Below are 15,992 nucleotides of genomic sequence, written 5' to 3'. Positions count from 1 at the left end.
CTGCATTATTATGCCGAAAAAAGGCACTATTATGCATCTTTTCCTTTGCCAGCCTGCAAAGCTGCGGTAGGTTACTCACAACAGAACTCAGGAGCGCGACATGCCCCAGGCAATCGATTTTCAAACCGACCCTTCGAAGTATCGCCACTGGCGGGTGGAGTATGATGGCCCCATCGCAAACCTCTACATGGATGTGGACGAAGACGGCGGGCTGTTCGACGGCTACCAGCTGAAGCTCAATTCCTACGATCTGGGCGTCGACATCGAGCTGTCCGACGTCGTGCAGCGGATGCGGTTCGAACACCCCGAGGTCAAGGTGGTGATCATGCGCTCGGGCAAGGACAAGGTATTCTGCGCTGGCGCCAATATCCGTATGCTGGGCGGCGCCAGCCACGCCCACAAGGTGAACTTCTGTAAATTCACCAACGAGACCCGCAACACCTACGAGGCCGCCGAAGCGGATTCGGGTCAGAAATACATTGCCGCCGTTCAGGGCGCCTGCGCCGGTGGTGGCTATGAACTGGCCCTCGCCTGCAACTACATCATGCTGACCAATGACAGCGCCTCCTCTGTCGCCCTGCCCGAAGTGCCGCTGCTGGCGGTTCTGCCCGGCACCGGCGGGCTGACCCGCGTCACCGACAAACGCAAGGTGCGCCGCGATCTGGCCGATATCTTCTGCTCGGTCGAAGAAGGCGTCAAAGGCCAGCGCGCCGTTGACTGGCGTCTGGTGGATGAGGTGGTACCGAATTCGAAATTCGCCGACACCGTTGCCCAACGCGCCCAGGAATTTGCTGCTGCCAGCAGTAAGGCAGACGGGCTGACCGGTATCACCCTGGGTCCGATCACCCGCAGCTTTGGCGAAGATTCGATCACCTATACGCTGGTCGAGGTCGAAATCGACCGCAAAGGCGGCCGTGCCACCGTGACCCTGAAAGGCCCCGATGGCGATGCCCCGGCAGATACCGCTGCGCTCCAGGCCGAAGGCGATCAGACCTACCTGCTGCGTCTGGCGCGCGAGCTGGACGATGCCATTCTGCACCTGCGCCTCAATGAACGCGAAGTCGGCACCGTGGTGTTCCAGACCCAAGGTGACGCCGAAAAACTGCTAGCGCATGAGGCGCTGCTGCTGAACAACCGCGATCACTGGCTGGCCAATGAAATCCTGATGTACTGGAAGCGCCTGCTGAAACGCGTCGACATGACCTCGCGCTCGCTGGTGGCCGTGGTCGAGCACGGCTCCTGCTTTGCCGGGCCGCTGGCGGAACTGCTGTGGGCCGTCGACCGCTCCTACATGATGCTGGAGGAATTCGAAGGCGACAATCGCCCGCTGGCCGCCATCACGCTCAGCGAAGGGAACTTTGGCACCTATCCGATGGGCAACGACCTGACGCGGCTTCAGACCCGGTTCCTCGGCACCCCCGAGTCGGTCGAGGCGCTGCGCGATCATATCGGTGAGCCGCTTGAGGCCGATCAGGCCGAAGAGCTGGGCCTTGTGACCTATGCCTTTGACGATATCGACTGGGAGGACGAGGTGCGCATCTTCCTTGAGGAACGCGCCAGCTTCAGCCCCGATGCGATGACCGGCATGGAGGCCAACCTGCGCTTTGCCGGCCCCGAGACGATGGAAACCCGTATCTTTGGCCGCCTGACCGCCTGGCAGAACTGGATCTTCCAGCGCCCCAACGCGGTGGGCAGCGATGGCGCCCTGCAGCGCTACGGCACCGGCCAGCGCGGCGAATACAACATGGAACGCGTGTAACCAGGAAATACAGCGGTAGCCCAAGGCGGCGCCGCGTGACGGAGGAACGATATGCTTGATCTCATCAATGTCAGCTATGACACCCAGATTCCCAACAACGTTGGCCTGTCCAGCGACAAGAAGGTGCTGAAGGCGCTGGAAAAATGGCACCCCGGTTACATCAACTGGTGGAACGACCTGATCCCGCAGAACTTTCAGGAATCGATGGTCTACCTGCGCACCGCGGTTTCGGTCGACCCCAAAGGCTGGGCCAAATTCGACTACGTGAAGATGCCGGAATACCGCTGGGGCGTGCTGCTGGCGCCGCAGGTCGAAGGCCGCACCATTCCCATGGGCGAACACTATGGCGAACCTGCTTGGCAGGAGGTTCCGGGCGAATACCGCAACATGCTGAAGCGCCTGATCGTCATTCAGGGCGATACCGAGCCGGGCTCGGTCGAGCAGCAGCGGTTCCTGGGCCTCACCGCGCCGTCGCTCTATGACATGCGCAACCTGTTCCAGGTCAACGTCGAAGAAGGCCGCCATCTCTGGGCGATGGTCTACCTGCTGCAGAAATACTTTGGCCGCGATGGCCGCGAAGAAGCGAACGAGCTGCTGATCCGCTCCTCCGGCTCCGAAGAGGCGCCGCGGATGCTGGGTGCCTTTAACGAGGAAACACCGGACTGGTTGTCCTTCTTCATGTTCACTTACTTCACCGACCGCGACGGCAAGATGCAGCTGGAATCGCTGGCACAATCGGGCTTTGACCCGCTGTCGCGCACCTGCCGCTTCATGCTGACCGAAGAGGCGCACCACATGTTCGTGGGCGAAACCGGTGTGGGCCGGACCATTCAGGCCACCTGCGAAGCGATGAACAAGGCCGGGATCACCGATCCCTATGACATCAACAAGATCCGCGACCTGGGTGTTATTGACCTGCCCACCATCCAGAAAAAGCTGAACCTGCACTACACGCTGTCGCTGGATCTCTTTGGTCAGGAAGTTTCCACCAACGCCGCCAATGCCTTCAACTCGGGCATCAAGGGGCGTTACATGGAAATGCGCCTGAAAGACGACCACAAGCTGACCAACGACACCTACGTGGTACGCACCGTTAAGGATGGTCAGATCGTCGCCGAAGAGGTCCCCGCCCTGACCGCGATCAACATGCGTCTGCGCGACGACTACGTCAAAGACGCCGCAGGTGGCGTGGGCCGCTGGAACAAGATCATCGAAAAGCACGGTATCGAATTCGAAATGAAGCTGCCGCACGAAGGCTTCCACCGCCAGATCGGCGTATTCTCCGCAGTGCGCTGCGACCCCGAAGGCAACATCATCTCGCAAGAGCAGTGGGACGCCAAGGTCAAGGACTGGCTGCCCAACAAGGAAGACGGTGCCTTTATCCAGTCGCTGATGAAGCCGGTCTACGAGCCGGGCAAATACGCCAGCTGGATTTCGCCGCCAAAGGTCGGCATCGACAACAAGCCGGGCGACTTCGAATACGTGAAACTGCACATGGCATAAGCCACATGGCGAAAAACAGGGTTTAACCCTCTCTTTGTCGGCGCCTGTCACACTGACCGGCAGGCGCCGGAATTCAACAGCCAGACCGGAGGATCCCCAGATGGACATCACCCGCAGCCAAGCTGAAACGCCCAATGCCAACCGTGTGTCGGTTCAGATCAATGGCCTCAAAGGCCCCTGTGTGGGCTGTTCCGACTGTGTCGGCATGTGTCGCGAGCTGATCGATGCGCTGACCGTGCCCGATGCGATCCTCAAAAAAGCGCCGAGAAGCTGAATGACCAACGCCCCCACCGCGCCGCTGAAACAGCATCTGATCGATCCAGAGATCTGCATCCGCTGCTACACCTGCGAAATGACCTGCCCCGAAGAGGCGATCGAACATGACGACATGAATGTCGTGGTCGACGCGGAGAAATGCAATTTTTGCATGGATTGCATCCCGGTCTGCCCGACCGGTTCAATCGACGAATGGCGGGTGGTGAACACCCCCTATTCGGTGGATGAGCAGTTCGAATGGATGGAACTGCCCGAGCAGGAAGAGATTTCCGGCGGCGACGCTGCCGAAGGCGATGTCGAGGCGATGGACGATGCCGTTGCTGCGCTGCTGGCCGATGCCCATGCCGGCGCGGGCGGCAAGGCAACCGCCCCCGCGAGCGCCAGCAAGCCGGTGATCAACATGTACACCCCCGGCAAACCGGCCCGGGTCAAGGTACAGGGCAATTACCGGCTGACCGACAAGGACAGCGACAGCGATGTACGGCACATCATCCTGGATCCGGCGGGCCTGCCCTTTCCGGTGCTCGAAGGCCAAAGCATCGGTATCATCCCCCCCGGCACAGACGCCGAAGGCAAACCGCATCTGCCGCGGCTTTATTCCGTCTCCAGCCCGCGCGACGGCGAACGCCCCGGATACCACAACATCTCGCTGACCGTGAAACGCGAGGAACAGGGCCTGTGCTCCAACTATGTCTGCGACCTTGCTGCGGGCGACGAGGTACAGGTGACGGGGCCCTTCGGCGCCACCTTCCTGCTGCCCTCGGATCCGGCTGCTGACCTCATGATGATCTGCACCGGCACCGGCTCGGCCCCCTTCCGCGCCTTCACCATGCGCCGCCTGCGTGAGGCACCGCATGAGACCGGCAAGATGACCCTGATCTTTGGCGCCCGCCGCCCGGGTGAGCTGCCCTACTTCGGCCCGCTAAAAAAGATCCCCGATACGTTCATGACCAAGCTCTTTGCCTTTTCCCGGCAGGAGGACGCGCCCAAGCAATACGTGCAGGACCGTCTGCGCGAGGAATCCGACCGGGTTGCCGCGCTGATGCAGAACCCGGCGGGCCATATCTATATCTGCGGGCTGAAGGCGATGGAGCAAGGCGTCGAAGAAGCCTTGCGTGATATTGCCCGCTCCCATGGTTTGAACTGGGCCGAACTGCGCGATAAGATGCGCACCGACGGACGTTACCACGTCGAAACCTATTGAGCCGCAGGACAAAACCCAGATGACAGACCAGATCGCCCCCGCCGGACAGGACGCCGGGACGGAGAACTTCGTGCACGAAATCCGCGTCGGCTGGGGCGACTGCGATCCGGCCAAGATCGCCTATACCGGCCGCCTGCCCGCCTTTGCGCTGGAGGCGATCGATGCTTGGTGGGAACATAACCTGGATGGCGATGGCTGGTTCCAGATGGAACTGGACCGCGGCACCGGCACGCCCTTCGTGAACATGAACATCGATTTCCGCTCTCCGGTGACCCCGCGCCATCGGCTGATGTGCGAGGTCTGGCCCTGCAAGCTCGGCACCAAATCGATCACCTTCCGGGTGGATGCACGGCAGGACGGTGTTTTGTGTTTCGAAGGCACCTTTACCTGCGTCTTTATCGATCCGACCAATTTCACCGCCAAGGCGGCACCCCCGGATTACCGCGCCGTGGTCGAACCCCGGTTGCGCCCGGCCTAGGTTCCTATTCCCCGCTCCCGCGCCCCACTGACGTGGGGTCCCGCAAGATAATGCACTCCGCAGCCGCGCCCGTACCGGTTTTCATTTGAACCGGATGCGGCAGCGCCTTAAGTTTGTGCATTATGTTTCATATATCGGCGCCGCATGAGTGAGATCACCAATTTCCGGGGCGAAACCCGGCCCGCGCAGGACAAAAGCGAGATCGACCAGGTCGTTCCCGCCCTGATTTCACGCGTGGGGGAACGGGTCCGCAAGGCACGCGAGCGCAAGGGCATTCCGCGCCGGGTTCTGTCGGACCGTTCGGGTGTGTCACCGCGCTATCTGGCGCAGCTAGAGGCCGGAGAGGGCAATATCTCCATCGGCCTCTTGCAACGGGTGGCCGTGGCGCTGGATCACCGCATCGAATGGCTGATCGGCGAAGAGGATCCCTGGACCTCGGACGCGGTGCGGGTGGCGGATCTTTATCGCGGCGCCACCAGCAGCATCCAGCAGGCGGTTCTGGACCTCTTGGCGCCGCAGACGCCGGAAACCCAGCGCGCCGGGCGCGTCTGTCTGGTGGGTCTGCGCGGCGCAGGCAAATCGACCCTTGGCAGCATGGCGGGCAAGGAGCTTGGTATTCCCTTTGTCGAGCTCAACAGCGAAATCGAAAGCCAGTCCGGCATGCCGGTGTCCGAACTGATGGCGCTTTACGGCCAGGAAGGCTACCGCCAACTGGAGGCGCAGGCGATCAACCGCATCATCGCAACCCATGACAGCCTGATCCTGGCCGTCGCGGGCGGCATCGTCGCCGAACCGGAGACCTACACCAACGTTCTGGCGCATTTTCACACCATATGGATCAAGGCCCGGCCCGATGAACATATGGCGCGGGTGCGGGCACAGGGCGATGAACGCCCGATGGCGGGCAACCCCGAGGCGATGGAACAGCTCCGCTCGATCCTGACCAGCCGCGAGGCCCTGTATGGCAGGTCGCTGGCGCAACTGGACACCTCGGATCAGACCGTGGATCAGTCTCTGGCCAGCCTGATCACCATGGTCCAGGAGCGCGGCTTTACCGGCTGATCCGGATTGCATCCGCAGGCTTGTCTCATATCGGGTCGCGCAACCAATCATCGGCGAAGGCAACGGTTTGCAGCCCGGCGAAGCGCGCCACCCTGTCCAGTTCCGCCTCCAGCCTGCCGATACGCGGCGCTGACCAGCTGACCCCGCGCTCGGGCCAGACGGCGGTGATATTCAGCTGCCCCGCGCCGCGATCCGCTTTCATGTCGATCCGCCCCACCAGACGCTCCCGCTCCATCAGCGGGAAGACGTAGTAACCGTATTTGCGCTTGGGTGCGGGGGTGAAGACCTCGATTCGGTAGTGAAAGCCGAACAGGCGTTCGGCCCGCTTGCGATCCCGCAGGGCCGGGTCAAAGGGGCTCAGCACCCGCATCCGCCCCGGTGCCGGACCCAACGCCTTGGCCTGTTCCACCGTCCCCGGGCGCGCCAGCACCCGGCGCCAGCCACCATCGGCCTGTTCGATCTCGACCTCCTCAAGGGCACCGGATTGCAGCTGCGCCGCTGCCCATTCCTTTGCCTCAGTGGCCGAAGCGGTATCCCAGAAGGCCGCGAGTTCGCCCGAGGTGGCAAAACCCAACCGATCCATCGCGCCATTGCACAGCCAGTCGACCGTCGCCGCCACATCCACAGGCGCGGCGCCCGGGTGCAGGTGTTCGTCGATCACCCGCTCGGTCAGGTCATAGCGTTTCTGAAACCCCTCGCGCCCGACCACCGTCAGCGCGCCGGACCGCCATAGGTATTCCAGCGCGGTCTTGGAGGGATGCCAGTCCCACCAGCCGCCCGATCCCTTCTTCTCGTCCTTGCCGATATCCGATGAGCTGATCGCCCCGTGATCGCGGATATGTTCCAGAACGGTGGCAAACTGCGCCTCGAACCCGTCCCGCCGCCAGTTGCGCCAGCGGCTGCGCAGCAGATCGGCATCGCGCTGAAACCTGAGATGCCAATGGGTGTAATAGGCCATCGGGATCACGGCGGCATCGTGGGTCCAGTGTTCGAACAGTCCCCGATCCGCCTCGTACAGGCGTTTCAGATGGGCGGGGCGATAACTGGGCCTGCGGGAATAGAGGATCACATCATGCGCGCGCGCGACCGTGTTGATACTGTCGAGCTGCACAAACCCGAGCCGCGAAATCAGATCCAGCAGGTCAGCGCCCTTTGATGGGCCGCTCGGCGCCTCCAGCAGCGCGTGCCGGTCCAGAAACAGCCGTCGCGCCGCCCGGTTGCCCAGCCGTGCCCGCGCCATCAGCGCCGTTTCAGCGTATCGCCATAGGCGATGGTCGGGGTCAGGGTCACGTGGCGTTCGATCTCGGCGTCGGGATCTTCCAGCTGCGCGGCAATGATCTCCGCCGCCTTGCGCCCGATTTCCTGACGGCAGGCATCCATGGTGGCCAGCTTGCGCGGCAGCCCCTGCAACAGTTCAACCCCGTTGAAACCCGCAAGACCAATCTGCCCCGGCACGTCGATGCCCTGCTCCAGCAGATACAGCAACCCGCCGGCCCCAATCATGTCATTGGAATAATAAAGAAAATCCAGATCCGGAGAGCGTTCCAGCATTTCCGCCGTCATCTCGCGCCCCTTGGCCAGCGCCGAGCCGCCAGAGTAGAAGGCGCGATCTTCGATCTCGACGCCTTCCTTGGCCAGCGCCTCGGTAAAGCCTTCGAAGCGTTTGCGGGCGCGGTGGTCCAGCGGCATCTTGGTGCCCATGAAGCCGATGTGACGGTAGCCGGCTTTGAGGATCGCCTTGGCCATCTCGCTGCCCGCGCGGCGGTGCGAAATCCCGACCATCGCATCCACCGGCTTGCCATCGGTGTCCATGATCTCGACCACCGGAATGCCCGAAGCATTGAGCATGGCGCGCGCCGCCTCGGTATGTTCCAGCCCGGCGATGATCACCCCCGAGGGCCGCCAGGACAGCATCTCGTAAAGGACCTTTTCCTCTTTTTCCGGCTGATAGTCTGTTACCCCGACGACTGGCTGCAGCTCGGTGTTTTCCAGCACCTTGTTCACCCCGGTCAACACCTCGGGAAAGACCATGTTCGACAGCGAGGGGATGATCACCGCCACCAGATTGACCCGTTTCGACGCCAGCGCGCCGGCGATCTTGTTGGGCACATAGCCCAGTTCCTTGGCCGCGGTCAGAACTTTGGTACGGGTCTTTTCCGACACGTCCCCGCGGTTGCGCAGCACCCGGCTGACGGTCATTTCCGAAACACCTGTGGCTTCCGAGACATCACGAAGGGTGAGCGGGCGCTTGTTGTCGGTGGTCACGGGCGTGGACCTCTTTGATTGTTTCCTGAGCGATGTTAGCGCAGACGGCGATGACAACACAATGGCAACCACGCCGACCTGCCGGATCTGAAAAATACGACCACACAGCCACATAGCATTGTGATGGCAGATGTGATTTGCTATCGCCTGAAACGCGCGGCCCCGTGGCTCAACTGGATAGAGCAGCCCCCTCCTAAGGGGCAGGTTGCAGGTTCGAATCCTGCCGGGGTCGCCAGTGATCAACTATTGGAAGATCATGTTTGGGGTCCGGGTCACAGAACTGGAAAGACGCCGTATTCGGTTGCCCATGTTCTGCCGTTTCGCGTTGGCAACATGTCAGACCAGGCACCGCCACCGACCAGTGTCAGCGGCGGTCAGGTCGTGCCCGCGCACCCGGTTTTCAGGCGGCGTTGGCGTCAAGCTCAGCTTCTTGAGTCGCAAGATAAGCTTCGAACTCCCGGTCCATCCGGCCCTCGGCTCCGCCCACCGCATGAAGCCCAAGCGTGCTGAACCCATCCATGCTGGTCTTCAGTCGACCCGAATCCTCGGCAAGCTTCGATGTGGTTTCATAAACCGCACCCGCCCGGGTGGCGTTATCCAGCGTGGTCTGGCCCAGATCGCTCATGCTGCTGTCGATTTCCTGCAGGCTGAGCGATTGACGAGAGATTACCCCGGAGATTTCCGACATCAGCTGCGAGACGTCGATCACGCCTTGACGAATGCCGGACAGGCTTTGCCCCGTGGCGCGAACCAGATCGCTGCCATCGTTGACGTGGATCGAGCTTTCGGCAATCAGGGCCTTGATCTCGTTCGCGGAATCCGACGCCCGCGCCGCAAGCGAGCGCACCTCGGAGGCAACCACGGCAAATCCGCGCCCGGCCTCTCCGGCGCGGGCCGCCTCGACCCCGGCGTTCAGCGCCAGAAGGTTGGTCTGAAAACTGATATCCTCGATCACATCTACGATTTTGGCGATTTTAGACGAGGACGTTTCGATACGTTCCATCGCTTCGATGGCCCTCTCCACCACAAGACCGCCTTCTTCGGCATCCTTGCGGTTCAAGTCCGAGTGTCGGCTGGCCTTCTCGACCATATGGGTGGCCTCGGTGGTGCCAGCGGAGACATGGCTGACGGCGGCGACGGCCTCTTCCAGGGTGGCCGCCTGCTGTTCAGCGCGCTCTGCCATTTCCCGTGTCAGCTCCGAGGTTGAGCTGATTTTGTCGGCAACCGAATTGGCGCGTGTTGTGGCATCGGAAATGATCCCAGACCAGCGGCCAAGCAGATTGTTGTAAGATTCTCGGATCCCGTCGAACCGTGGCGGAATCCCGTCTTCTTGTCGGATCGGCCTGGTCAGGTTGCCCTTCTCCAGCTCGAAAATACCGGTGGTCAGCACGTCCAGTGCCTTGCTGTGTTCGGCATGCTGCGCCTCGAAATACGAGGCGATCACCCGCTCGCAATCGGCCATCATCAACCGGTTCACCAGTTGTACCTGTTTTGACAGCACCGTCCGGCTGGTCATCCGCTTGCGGACGAGAATATCCATCATATCAGCCCCGGCCGAGGAATAGCCGCCGAGATACTGAATGAAAGGCAGGCGCAACTCGTAGTGGACCCTGCCGACCCGAGCAGCGGAATCAAAATACTCCTGATCGAACCGCCCCGAGAACAGCCGCTGCCAATGCGCCTTCTGGGCCGCTTTGGCGTGGGCAACCACCTTGTCATCGGCAAAGAAACGGCGGGTTTCCTCGCGTTCCAGCACGCGATCATAAAACCGCTCCAGCACCCGGCCGAGGTGTGGCACGAGCAGTTTTTCGGTCTGGGCGATCAGATCCTTGCTATCGGTATCAAGAGAAAACCACTGGAAAAAACTCTGATGACCTGTGGATGACATGTGACGCCCGTACCCTTGTTAAACTTGTGATCTTTCTGCCTTGCAGCATTTGATGACTAGTTAAAGACGTGCGTGAAAGTTACAAGAATACCGACCTAAACCTTTGTGGTGAAATGATTTTAATTCACCATAAATTCGATTATTGAAATCTAAAAAAGAGAGCAGCATACCGCATGCACCCCGCCTTACGCCAAGGGTCCGCATTAAACGGTTCGGAAATGCCCTGAAACGCTCTTCTCTGCTGGCGTAGCTTGACCGAGTCAGCCACAGGTCGCGGTCACGCTCCAGACGCGCATGGACTGATCCAGACCGCGGATATCCTGTCCGTCGTGACAGGTGAACTCATTCAAAAGCTCCGGCGCCTGCCCCTCGGCCATGACCTGCCCGCGTAAATCATCACTCATCACGATCTGCGCCTGCAATCTGCGGGTCATTTCTTCGAGCCGTGCCGCCACGTTGACCGCAGTCCCGATCACCGCATATTCCAGCCGGTTTGCACCGATATCCCCCAGCACGGTCTCGCCATAGTGAATGCCGATACCGGCGCAGATCTCCGGCTCTCCCCGGCGGCGGCGGTCGCGGTTCCAATCCGCCAGCGCCTCTTGCATCGCAATGGCACAGGCCAGCGTATCGGTGGCATCCTGCGGTCCAGCCATCGGGGTGCCAAAGGTCGCCATCAGCCCATCACCCAGATATTTATCGAGCGTCCCCCGATGACGGAAAACCTCGCGCTCCATCCGGGCATGAAAGGCCCGCAGCAACTCGATCACCCGGTGGGGATCCTGCCCCGCGCTCATCCGGGTAAAGCCGACGATGTCGATGAACAACACGCCCACATTCTGGCTGCGCACCTGCTTCAACGGATCGTCGTTCTGCGACAGCTGGTCCACCACATTGGGCGAGAAATAACGCGACAGGTTGGCCCGTTCGCGTTCAAGCCCCGCGTTGTCCATTAGCAACCGGCTGAACCGGCGCGCGGAAATCCCCAGCGTCACCGCCACCAGAAGAAAGACAAAGATCTCCTGAATGCGCAGGGGAATGTTGAAACTGTTCGGATCCATGATCGCCGCCAATTCGGTGCCGGGACCAAAAGCGGCCTGCGTGGCGGCGGTCAGTTCTGGAAATGGGTCCGCAAACCACCACGCCAGGCCCAGTCCAGCGGCCCACATCGCAGAGGTCCAGACCCCGATCGCGATCACCGTGCGCCAGGAAAACGCCAGTGTCCCGCCCGCCAGGATCACAAAGAAATAGAGGAAGTTGTCGATCCTGTACTGCATCGCCAGCGGCAGATCACTGGGGTTGAAGGGATTCGGCGCCACCATGCCCACCGTCATGATCAAGAGGTCCATGAAGATCAGCAACAGCTCAACGCGGGAACGCCCCACCTGTCCATAGCGCTGGATCAGCCAGCCGTTGAGGCACAGCAGCAGCAGAATGCCATGGTAATAAAGCACATCCCAGGTCGGGCTGACGGCAACCAGAAAGACCGAGATGACAGCCATCGCAATCCAGCGCGCCCGCACCGCGAGTTCCAGACCCTCGCGCTTGTGCGCCTCCAGCGCCGCCGCTGCGTATTGGCTGTCCCCCACGGGATCCGCCGCATTGACCGTCTCAGCGGCGCGCATCTGCTGCGCCGCACCCAGAGCCGTATCCGCCATCGTCCGTTCCTTCGTTCCCGATCCGACCATAGGCATCACCCCGGCGGGACGCACCCCCTATCCCGCAGGTAGAACCAAAAAAGCCCCGCCAGATCGGCGGGGCAAGGTGAGGTGCCCGCGCCCCTGACCAAAGGTCGGGGCACAGGCACCAGCGGTGTTGTTTGGTTTTCTCGGTTAGATCAGGCCTGCATTTCCGCGCGGATCTGCTGACGCAGAACATCAATCGGAACGGTTTTGCCATCGCGGCGGAAGCACCAGTAGGTCCATCCATTGCAGGACGGTGCGCCCTCCAGCGCGGCGCCGACCTGATGGATCGAGCCTTTGACCTCGCCGCCGACCAGCGTGCCATCGGCGCGCACCTTGGCCTTGTGCCGCTGGTTCATCGAGAACAGCTCTTCGCCGGGGCGCAGCATACCGCGTTCGACCAGCTGGCCAAAGGGAACACGTGGTTCCGCGCGTTTGCTGGCGGAAACCTGCAGGGCTTCACGGTCGAACTTGCGCACTGCCTTGATGCGTTTTGCTGCCACCTCGCGGTAGGCCTCTTCCTGTTCAATCCCGATGAACTCGCGGCCCAGCATCTTGGCCACGGCACCGGTGGTACCAGTGCCAAAAAAGGGATCAAGCACCACGTCGCCCGGGTTGGTCGAGCCGACCAGGATGCGGTGCAGCAGCGATTCCGGCTTTTGCGTCGGATGCGCCTTGTCGCCATTCTCGTTCTTCAGACGCTCATGCCCGGTGCAGATCGGCAGCACCCAGTCGCTGCGCATCTGGATGCCTTCGTTGAGGGCCTTCAGCGCCTCGTAGTTGAAGGTGTATTTTGCGCCTTCCGACTTCGACGCCCAGATCATCGTCTCGTGGGCGTTGGTATAGCGCTTGCCACGGAAGTTCGGCATCGGGTTGGACTTGCGCCAGATCACATCATTCAGGATCCAGTAGCCCTCGTCCTGCAGCGCCGATCCGACCCGGAAGATGTTGTGGTACGAGCCAATCACCCAGATCGAGCCGTTCGGCTTCAGGATCCGGCGCGCCTCGCGCAGCCAGGCGCGGGTGAAATCGTCATAGACCTTGAAGCTGTCGAACTGATCCCAGTGATCATCGACAGCATCGACCTTGCTGTTGTCGGGGCGATGAAGCTGGCCCTTCAGTTGCAGGTTATAAGGGGGGTCCGCGAAGATCAGATCGACGGAATTTGCCGGGAGTCCGGCCATGACCTCGATGCAATTGCCACCAAGAATCGCGTTTAGAGGGAGCGCCGCGGCGCCCTTCGTCATGGTTTTGTTCATTTGCTCTGCCTCAATAACCACGGCGCATTTTTGCGCTCATTTTGGTTATCCACAGGATGAGTCATCCGGGATTCGAGGTCAATTTGTTTTTTAGAACAGCAGTCTACGGTTCACTCTTGATACAATATCTTGTGGACCGGCTTGAAGGATCTCCGATGATGTGGGGTGACGCCCAATTCCTCCAGCGCCGTGCGGTGCTGTTTCGACGGGTAGCCTGCGTTTTTCTCCCATCCATATCCTGGAAACTGTTGCGCTAAATCCACCATGATCCGATCCCGCGCCTCTTTGGCCACGATCGAGGCCGCCGCGATCGACAGTGATTTGCCGTCTCCCTTGACCACCGCTTCGGCCGGAATCTGCAGCCCGTTGGGGATCATGTTCCCGTCGATCAGCAGGTAATCCGGCTGCGGGTTCAGAGCTGCCACGGCGCGTTCCATCGCCAGATGCGAGGCGCGGAGAATATTAAGGGAATCAATCTCTTCAACGGTGGCATGGGCAATCGCAACCACCCCATTCTCAAAGATCGCCTGCTCCACCGCCTGGCGTTTTTTCGGGCTCAGTTTCTTGGAATCATTCAGCCCCTCGGGAATGCATTCAGGGGTCAGTATGACGGCTGCTGCCGTGACCGGTCCGGCCAATGGCCCCCGGCCCACCTCATCCACTCCGGCGATGATCAGGGACCCGCGGGCGCGGGCGGCGTCTTCAAGGCTGTAATCTGGCTGGTCCATGGATCCGAGAGACCCAAACCAGCGCAGTTTTGCAATCCCGTCACGCCCGACCAAAGGAAAAAGAGGGGCAATGCCCCTCTGAAATCGCCTCTTACTGTTGCGGAAATATCACCGCCCTGCCCGTCACCGGCGCACCAACCGGTAACCTCGGTTCTGCAGGCAGGTCGGCTTGTAACCGCTGCGATGCTTGTGCCCGTTCCAGAAGGTCACCCGGCAGACCTGCGGCAGCGCCGATTCGAACCGGTACCGGCGTTTCAGGCAATTCTGACCAACCAGCGTATGGCTACGGCTGTAGCGCGGGAAGTAGCGCACGCATTGCGCGGGCAGGTCATAACGCGCCACCCGGGGCGGCAGCGGGCGCGATCCATGATGCGGACGGTCGTGGTGGGGGCGCGACCCATGCTGAGGATACCCGTGGCCGTGCGGCGGTGTGGCTGCTGGTGCAGTGTACTGATCCCGATGCCGCGCATCATTGATCGCCGCGCCCAGAATGCCAAGCAGAGCCACCCCTGCCAGCACCTTTGCCACGTCTTCGTCAGCACGGGCAGGCGCGGCGGACATCCCGGTGATGGCCAGCGACAGCGACAGAATCAAGGCGATGAACTTGCGGTGAGATTTGCCCTGGGGGCAGCGGAGGGTGGAATCGGAATAGGTCATATCAAAGCCTTTCATCAGGGGCGCAGGGCGGCATGTCGTTGAATGTTTCGTTGCGGCCAGAAGCCGGTGATCCGACCCTGGATCTAACGCCGCCGGACAGGCAATAACGCCCCCCTGATATCGGATATCAGCCCCGCCAAGACGCTGTTGTTATTGAATATCGGCGCGATCAGGCGCAGGGTTGCGTCATGAAACACATGCTCCTGATCCCCCTCCTGGCTCTTGCCCTGACTGCGGGCGCACCGCAGGCGCAGGCCGCCGATTGCTATGCCGATTACAAGGCCAAGCAGGACAACCCGCTGAAACTGCATTATGGCGTCATCCAGCTGTCCGGCCCCTGCAAGAAGGGCCCGGCCCGCAAGGAAATCACGGCCCGTCTGGCGCCTGCCGGATGGACCCTCTTGAACGTGCTGTCGGTCTTTGGACCCGAAGGCCTGCAACAAAGGAAGGCCAATGCGGGCTCCTATTACCTCCGTTTCTGAAATGCGCGCCGCGGGCGGGCGGGTGGTCGCGTTTGGTATCGTCGCCATCGTGGCGCTGCTGGCGATTGCAGGGACCTGGCTGCTGCTGACCCTGCCCGATGCCAACGCCTTTAACGCCCGTGTCGAACGGGTGTTTGTGGAAAACGATCTGACAACCCAGGCCGAGATCAAGCTGCTGGAGATTCTCGCCCAGTCCGGCACCGCCTTTGCCGATACGCTGGCCAGCTACCGTATGGTGATCTTCGTGCTGCTGGTCTTTGCCGCTGCGATGATGCTGGCGGCGCTGGTGGTGCTGACCATGCTGCTGCTCCTGAACCGGCGCATGGCGCAGATCGAACGCGCCGGCATTCAGGTCAACGAGCTGCTGATCAGCCGCGAGGAAAACACCGTCTATCTCAACAGCATGGGGTTCCGCCTGACCCCGGCAGCGATGGAGACCCTCGCAGCCCTGGCCGAGGCGCGGATGGATGATGATGTCCTGTCGGGCGCTGAAATCGAAGCGGTGATTTCCGGCCGTCACAGCAGCGATTGTGACGAGGCCGCCGGCGCCACCCGGATCAAACGCCTGCGCGATACCCTTGGCAACCAGATGATAAGTGAGCTTCTGGTCAAGAACATCGCCAAACGCGGTTATGTGCTCGCCATTAGCAAGGATGTCATCCGCATGGTATAATGCGCGACAGAGCACCGACATCGTGCGCAACCTGCACATCACCTGTGCGGCATCTGCCGGTTTCGCATCTGGAAAC

General features: G+C 61.2%; 15 protein-coding genes and 1 tRNA gene. 9 read left to right on the top strand and 7 right to left on the bottom strand.

What is annotated here, in order from left to right; translation table 11 throughout:
- Positions 1–100 precede the first annotated feature (100 nt).
- The 6 genes from boxC to AC5SSZ_RS22345 all read left to right on the top strand — a co-directional run bounded on the left by boxC (position 101) and on the right by AC5SSZ_RS22345 (position 6,282).
- The gene (gene boxC, locus AC5SSZ_RS22370) at positions 101–1,759 is read left to right on the top strand and encodes a 2,3-epoxybenzoyl-CoA dihydrolase (protein WP_065271890.1); all 1,659 of its coding nucleotides are present in this window, start codon (positions 101–103) and stop codon (positions 1,757–1,759) included.
- 51 nt (positions 1,760–1,810) lie between these two features.
- Positions 1,811–3,262, top strand: a complete 1,452-nt coding sequence (boxB, locus tag AC5SSZ_RS22365) for a benzoyl-CoA 2,3-epoxidase subunit BoxB (RefSeq protein WP_065271891.1) — start codon at positions 1,811–1,813, stop codon at positions 3,260–3,262.
- A 100-nt stretch (positions 3,263–3,362) separates the two neighbouring features.
- A complete protein-coding gene (locus AC5SSZ_RS22360; protein ID WP_165832684.1) occupies positions 3,363–3,536 on the top strand; it encodes a hypothetical protein in 174 nt (57 codons plus the stop codon).
- Positions 3,537–4,742, top strand: a complete 1,206-nt coding sequence (gene boxA, locus AC5SSZ_RS22355; RefSeq protein WP_274835225.1) for a benzoyl-CoA 2,3-epoxidase subunit BoxA — start codon at positions 3,537–3,539, stop codon at positions 4,740–4,742.
- 19 nt (positions 4,743–4,761) lie between these two features.
- On the top strand, positions 4,762–5,220 hold the full coding sequence (locus AC5SSZ_RS22350) for an acyl-CoA thioesterase (protein WP_065271893.1): 459 nt from the start codon (positions 4,762–4,764) through the stop codon (positions 5,218–5,220).
- A 144-nt stretch (positions 5,221–5,364) separates the two neighbouring features.
- Positions 5,365–6,282 (top strand): helix-turn-helix transcriptional regulator, encoded by a 918-nt coding sequence (locus tag AC5SSZ_RS22345; RefSeq protein WP_274867921.1) that lies wholly within the window; start codon positions 5,365–5,367, stop codon positions 6,280–6,282.
- A 25-nt stretch (positions 6,283–6,307) separates the two neighbouring features.
- Here AC5SSZ_RS22345 and AC5SSZ_RS22340 read toward each other — a convergent pair whose 3' ends face one another.
- Positions 6,308–7,522, bottom strand: coding sequence for a winged helix-turn-helix domain-containing protein (locus tag AC5SSZ_RS22340; RefSeq protein WP_495440153.1), 1,215 nt, complete (start codon positions 7,520–7,522; stop codon positions 6,308–6,310).
- Positions 7,522–8,547 (bottom strand): LacI family DNA-binding transcriptional regulator, encoded by a 1,026-nt coding sequence (locus AC5SSZ_RS22335; protein ID WP_065271896.1) that lies wholly within the window; start codon positions 8,545–8,547, stop codon positions 7,522–7,524. Before AC5SSZ_RS22335 ends, AC5SSZ_RS22340 begins: the two co-directional genes overlap by 1 nt.
- 158 nt (positions 8,548–8,705) lie before the next feature.
- On the opposite strand from AC5SSZ_RS22335, the gene AC5SSZ_RS22330 reads away from it, so the two are divergent.
- Positions 8,706–8,782 (top strand) — tRNA-Arg (locus AC5SSZ_RS22330).
- 165 nt (positions 8,783–8,947) lie between these two features.
- Here the strand turns inward: AC5SSZ_RS22330 and AC5SSZ_RS22325 are convergent.
- The 5 genes from AC5SSZ_RS22325 to AC5SSZ_RS22305 all read right to left on the bottom strand — a co-directional run bounded on the left by AC5SSZ_RS22325 (position 8,948) and on the right by AC5SSZ_RS22305 (position 14,761).
- Complete coding sequence (locus AC5SSZ_RS22325) at positions 8,948–10,435, bottom strand: methyl-accepting chemotaxis protein (RefSeq protein ID WP_495440151.1); 1,488 nt, start codon at positions 10,433–10,435, stop codon at positions 8,948–8,950.
- 260 nt (positions 10,436–10,695) lie between these two features.
- A complete protein-coding gene (locus AC5SSZ_RS22320) occupies positions 10,696–12,093 on the bottom strand; it encodes an adenylate/guanylate cyclase domain-containing protein (RefSeq protein WP_495440150.1) in 1,398 nt (465 codons plus the stop codon).
- Positions 12,094–12,272: 179 nt separating this feature from the next.
- Positions 12,273–13,376, bottom strand: coding sequence for a site-specific DNA-methyltransferase (locus tag AC5SSZ_RS22315; RefSeq protein WP_065271899.1), 1,104 nt, complete (start codon positions 13,374–13,376; stop codon positions 12,273–12,275).
- A gap of 110 nt (positions 13,377–13,486) precedes the next feature.
- A complete protein-coding gene (gene rnhB / locus AC5SSZ_RS22310; RefSeq protein WP_495440149.1) occupies positions 13,487–14,104 on the bottom strand; it encodes a ribonuclease HII in 618 nt (205 codons plus the stop codon).
- Between the two features lie 123 nt (positions 14,105–14,227).
- Complete coding sequence (locus tag AC5SSZ_RS22305) at positions 14,228–14,761, bottom strand: hypothetical protein (RefSeq protein ID WP_495440147.1); 534 nt, start codon at positions 14,759–14,761, stop codon at positions 14,228–14,230.
- A 188-nt stretch (positions 14,762–14,949) separates the two neighbouring features.
- On the opposite strand from AC5SSZ_RS22305, the gene AC5SSZ_RS22300 reads away from it, so the two are divergent.
- On the top strand, positions 14,950–15,243 hold the full coding sequence (locus tag AC5SSZ_RS22300; RefSeq protein ID WP_274833117.1) for a hypothetical protein: 294 nt from the start codon (positions 14,950–14,952) through the stop codon (positions 15,241–15,243).
- Positions 15,215–15,916: a winged helix-turn-helix domain-containing protein gene (locus AC5SSZ_RS22295; protein ID WP_065271902.1), complete on the top strand. Its 702-nt coding sequence runs from the start codon at positions 15,215–15,217 to the stop codon at positions 15,914–15,916. The genes AC5SSZ_RS22300 and AC5SSZ_RS22295 overlap by 29 nt, the downstream gene beginning before the upstream one ends.
- The last annotated feature ends 76 nt before the right edge of the window (positions 15,917–15,992 follow it).

The organism is Phaeobacter sp. CC-HEC084, from assembly GCF_059429255.1.
Note: the sequence above shows the minus strand (reverse complement) of the source record. Positions and strands in the feature narration are given on the sequence as shown.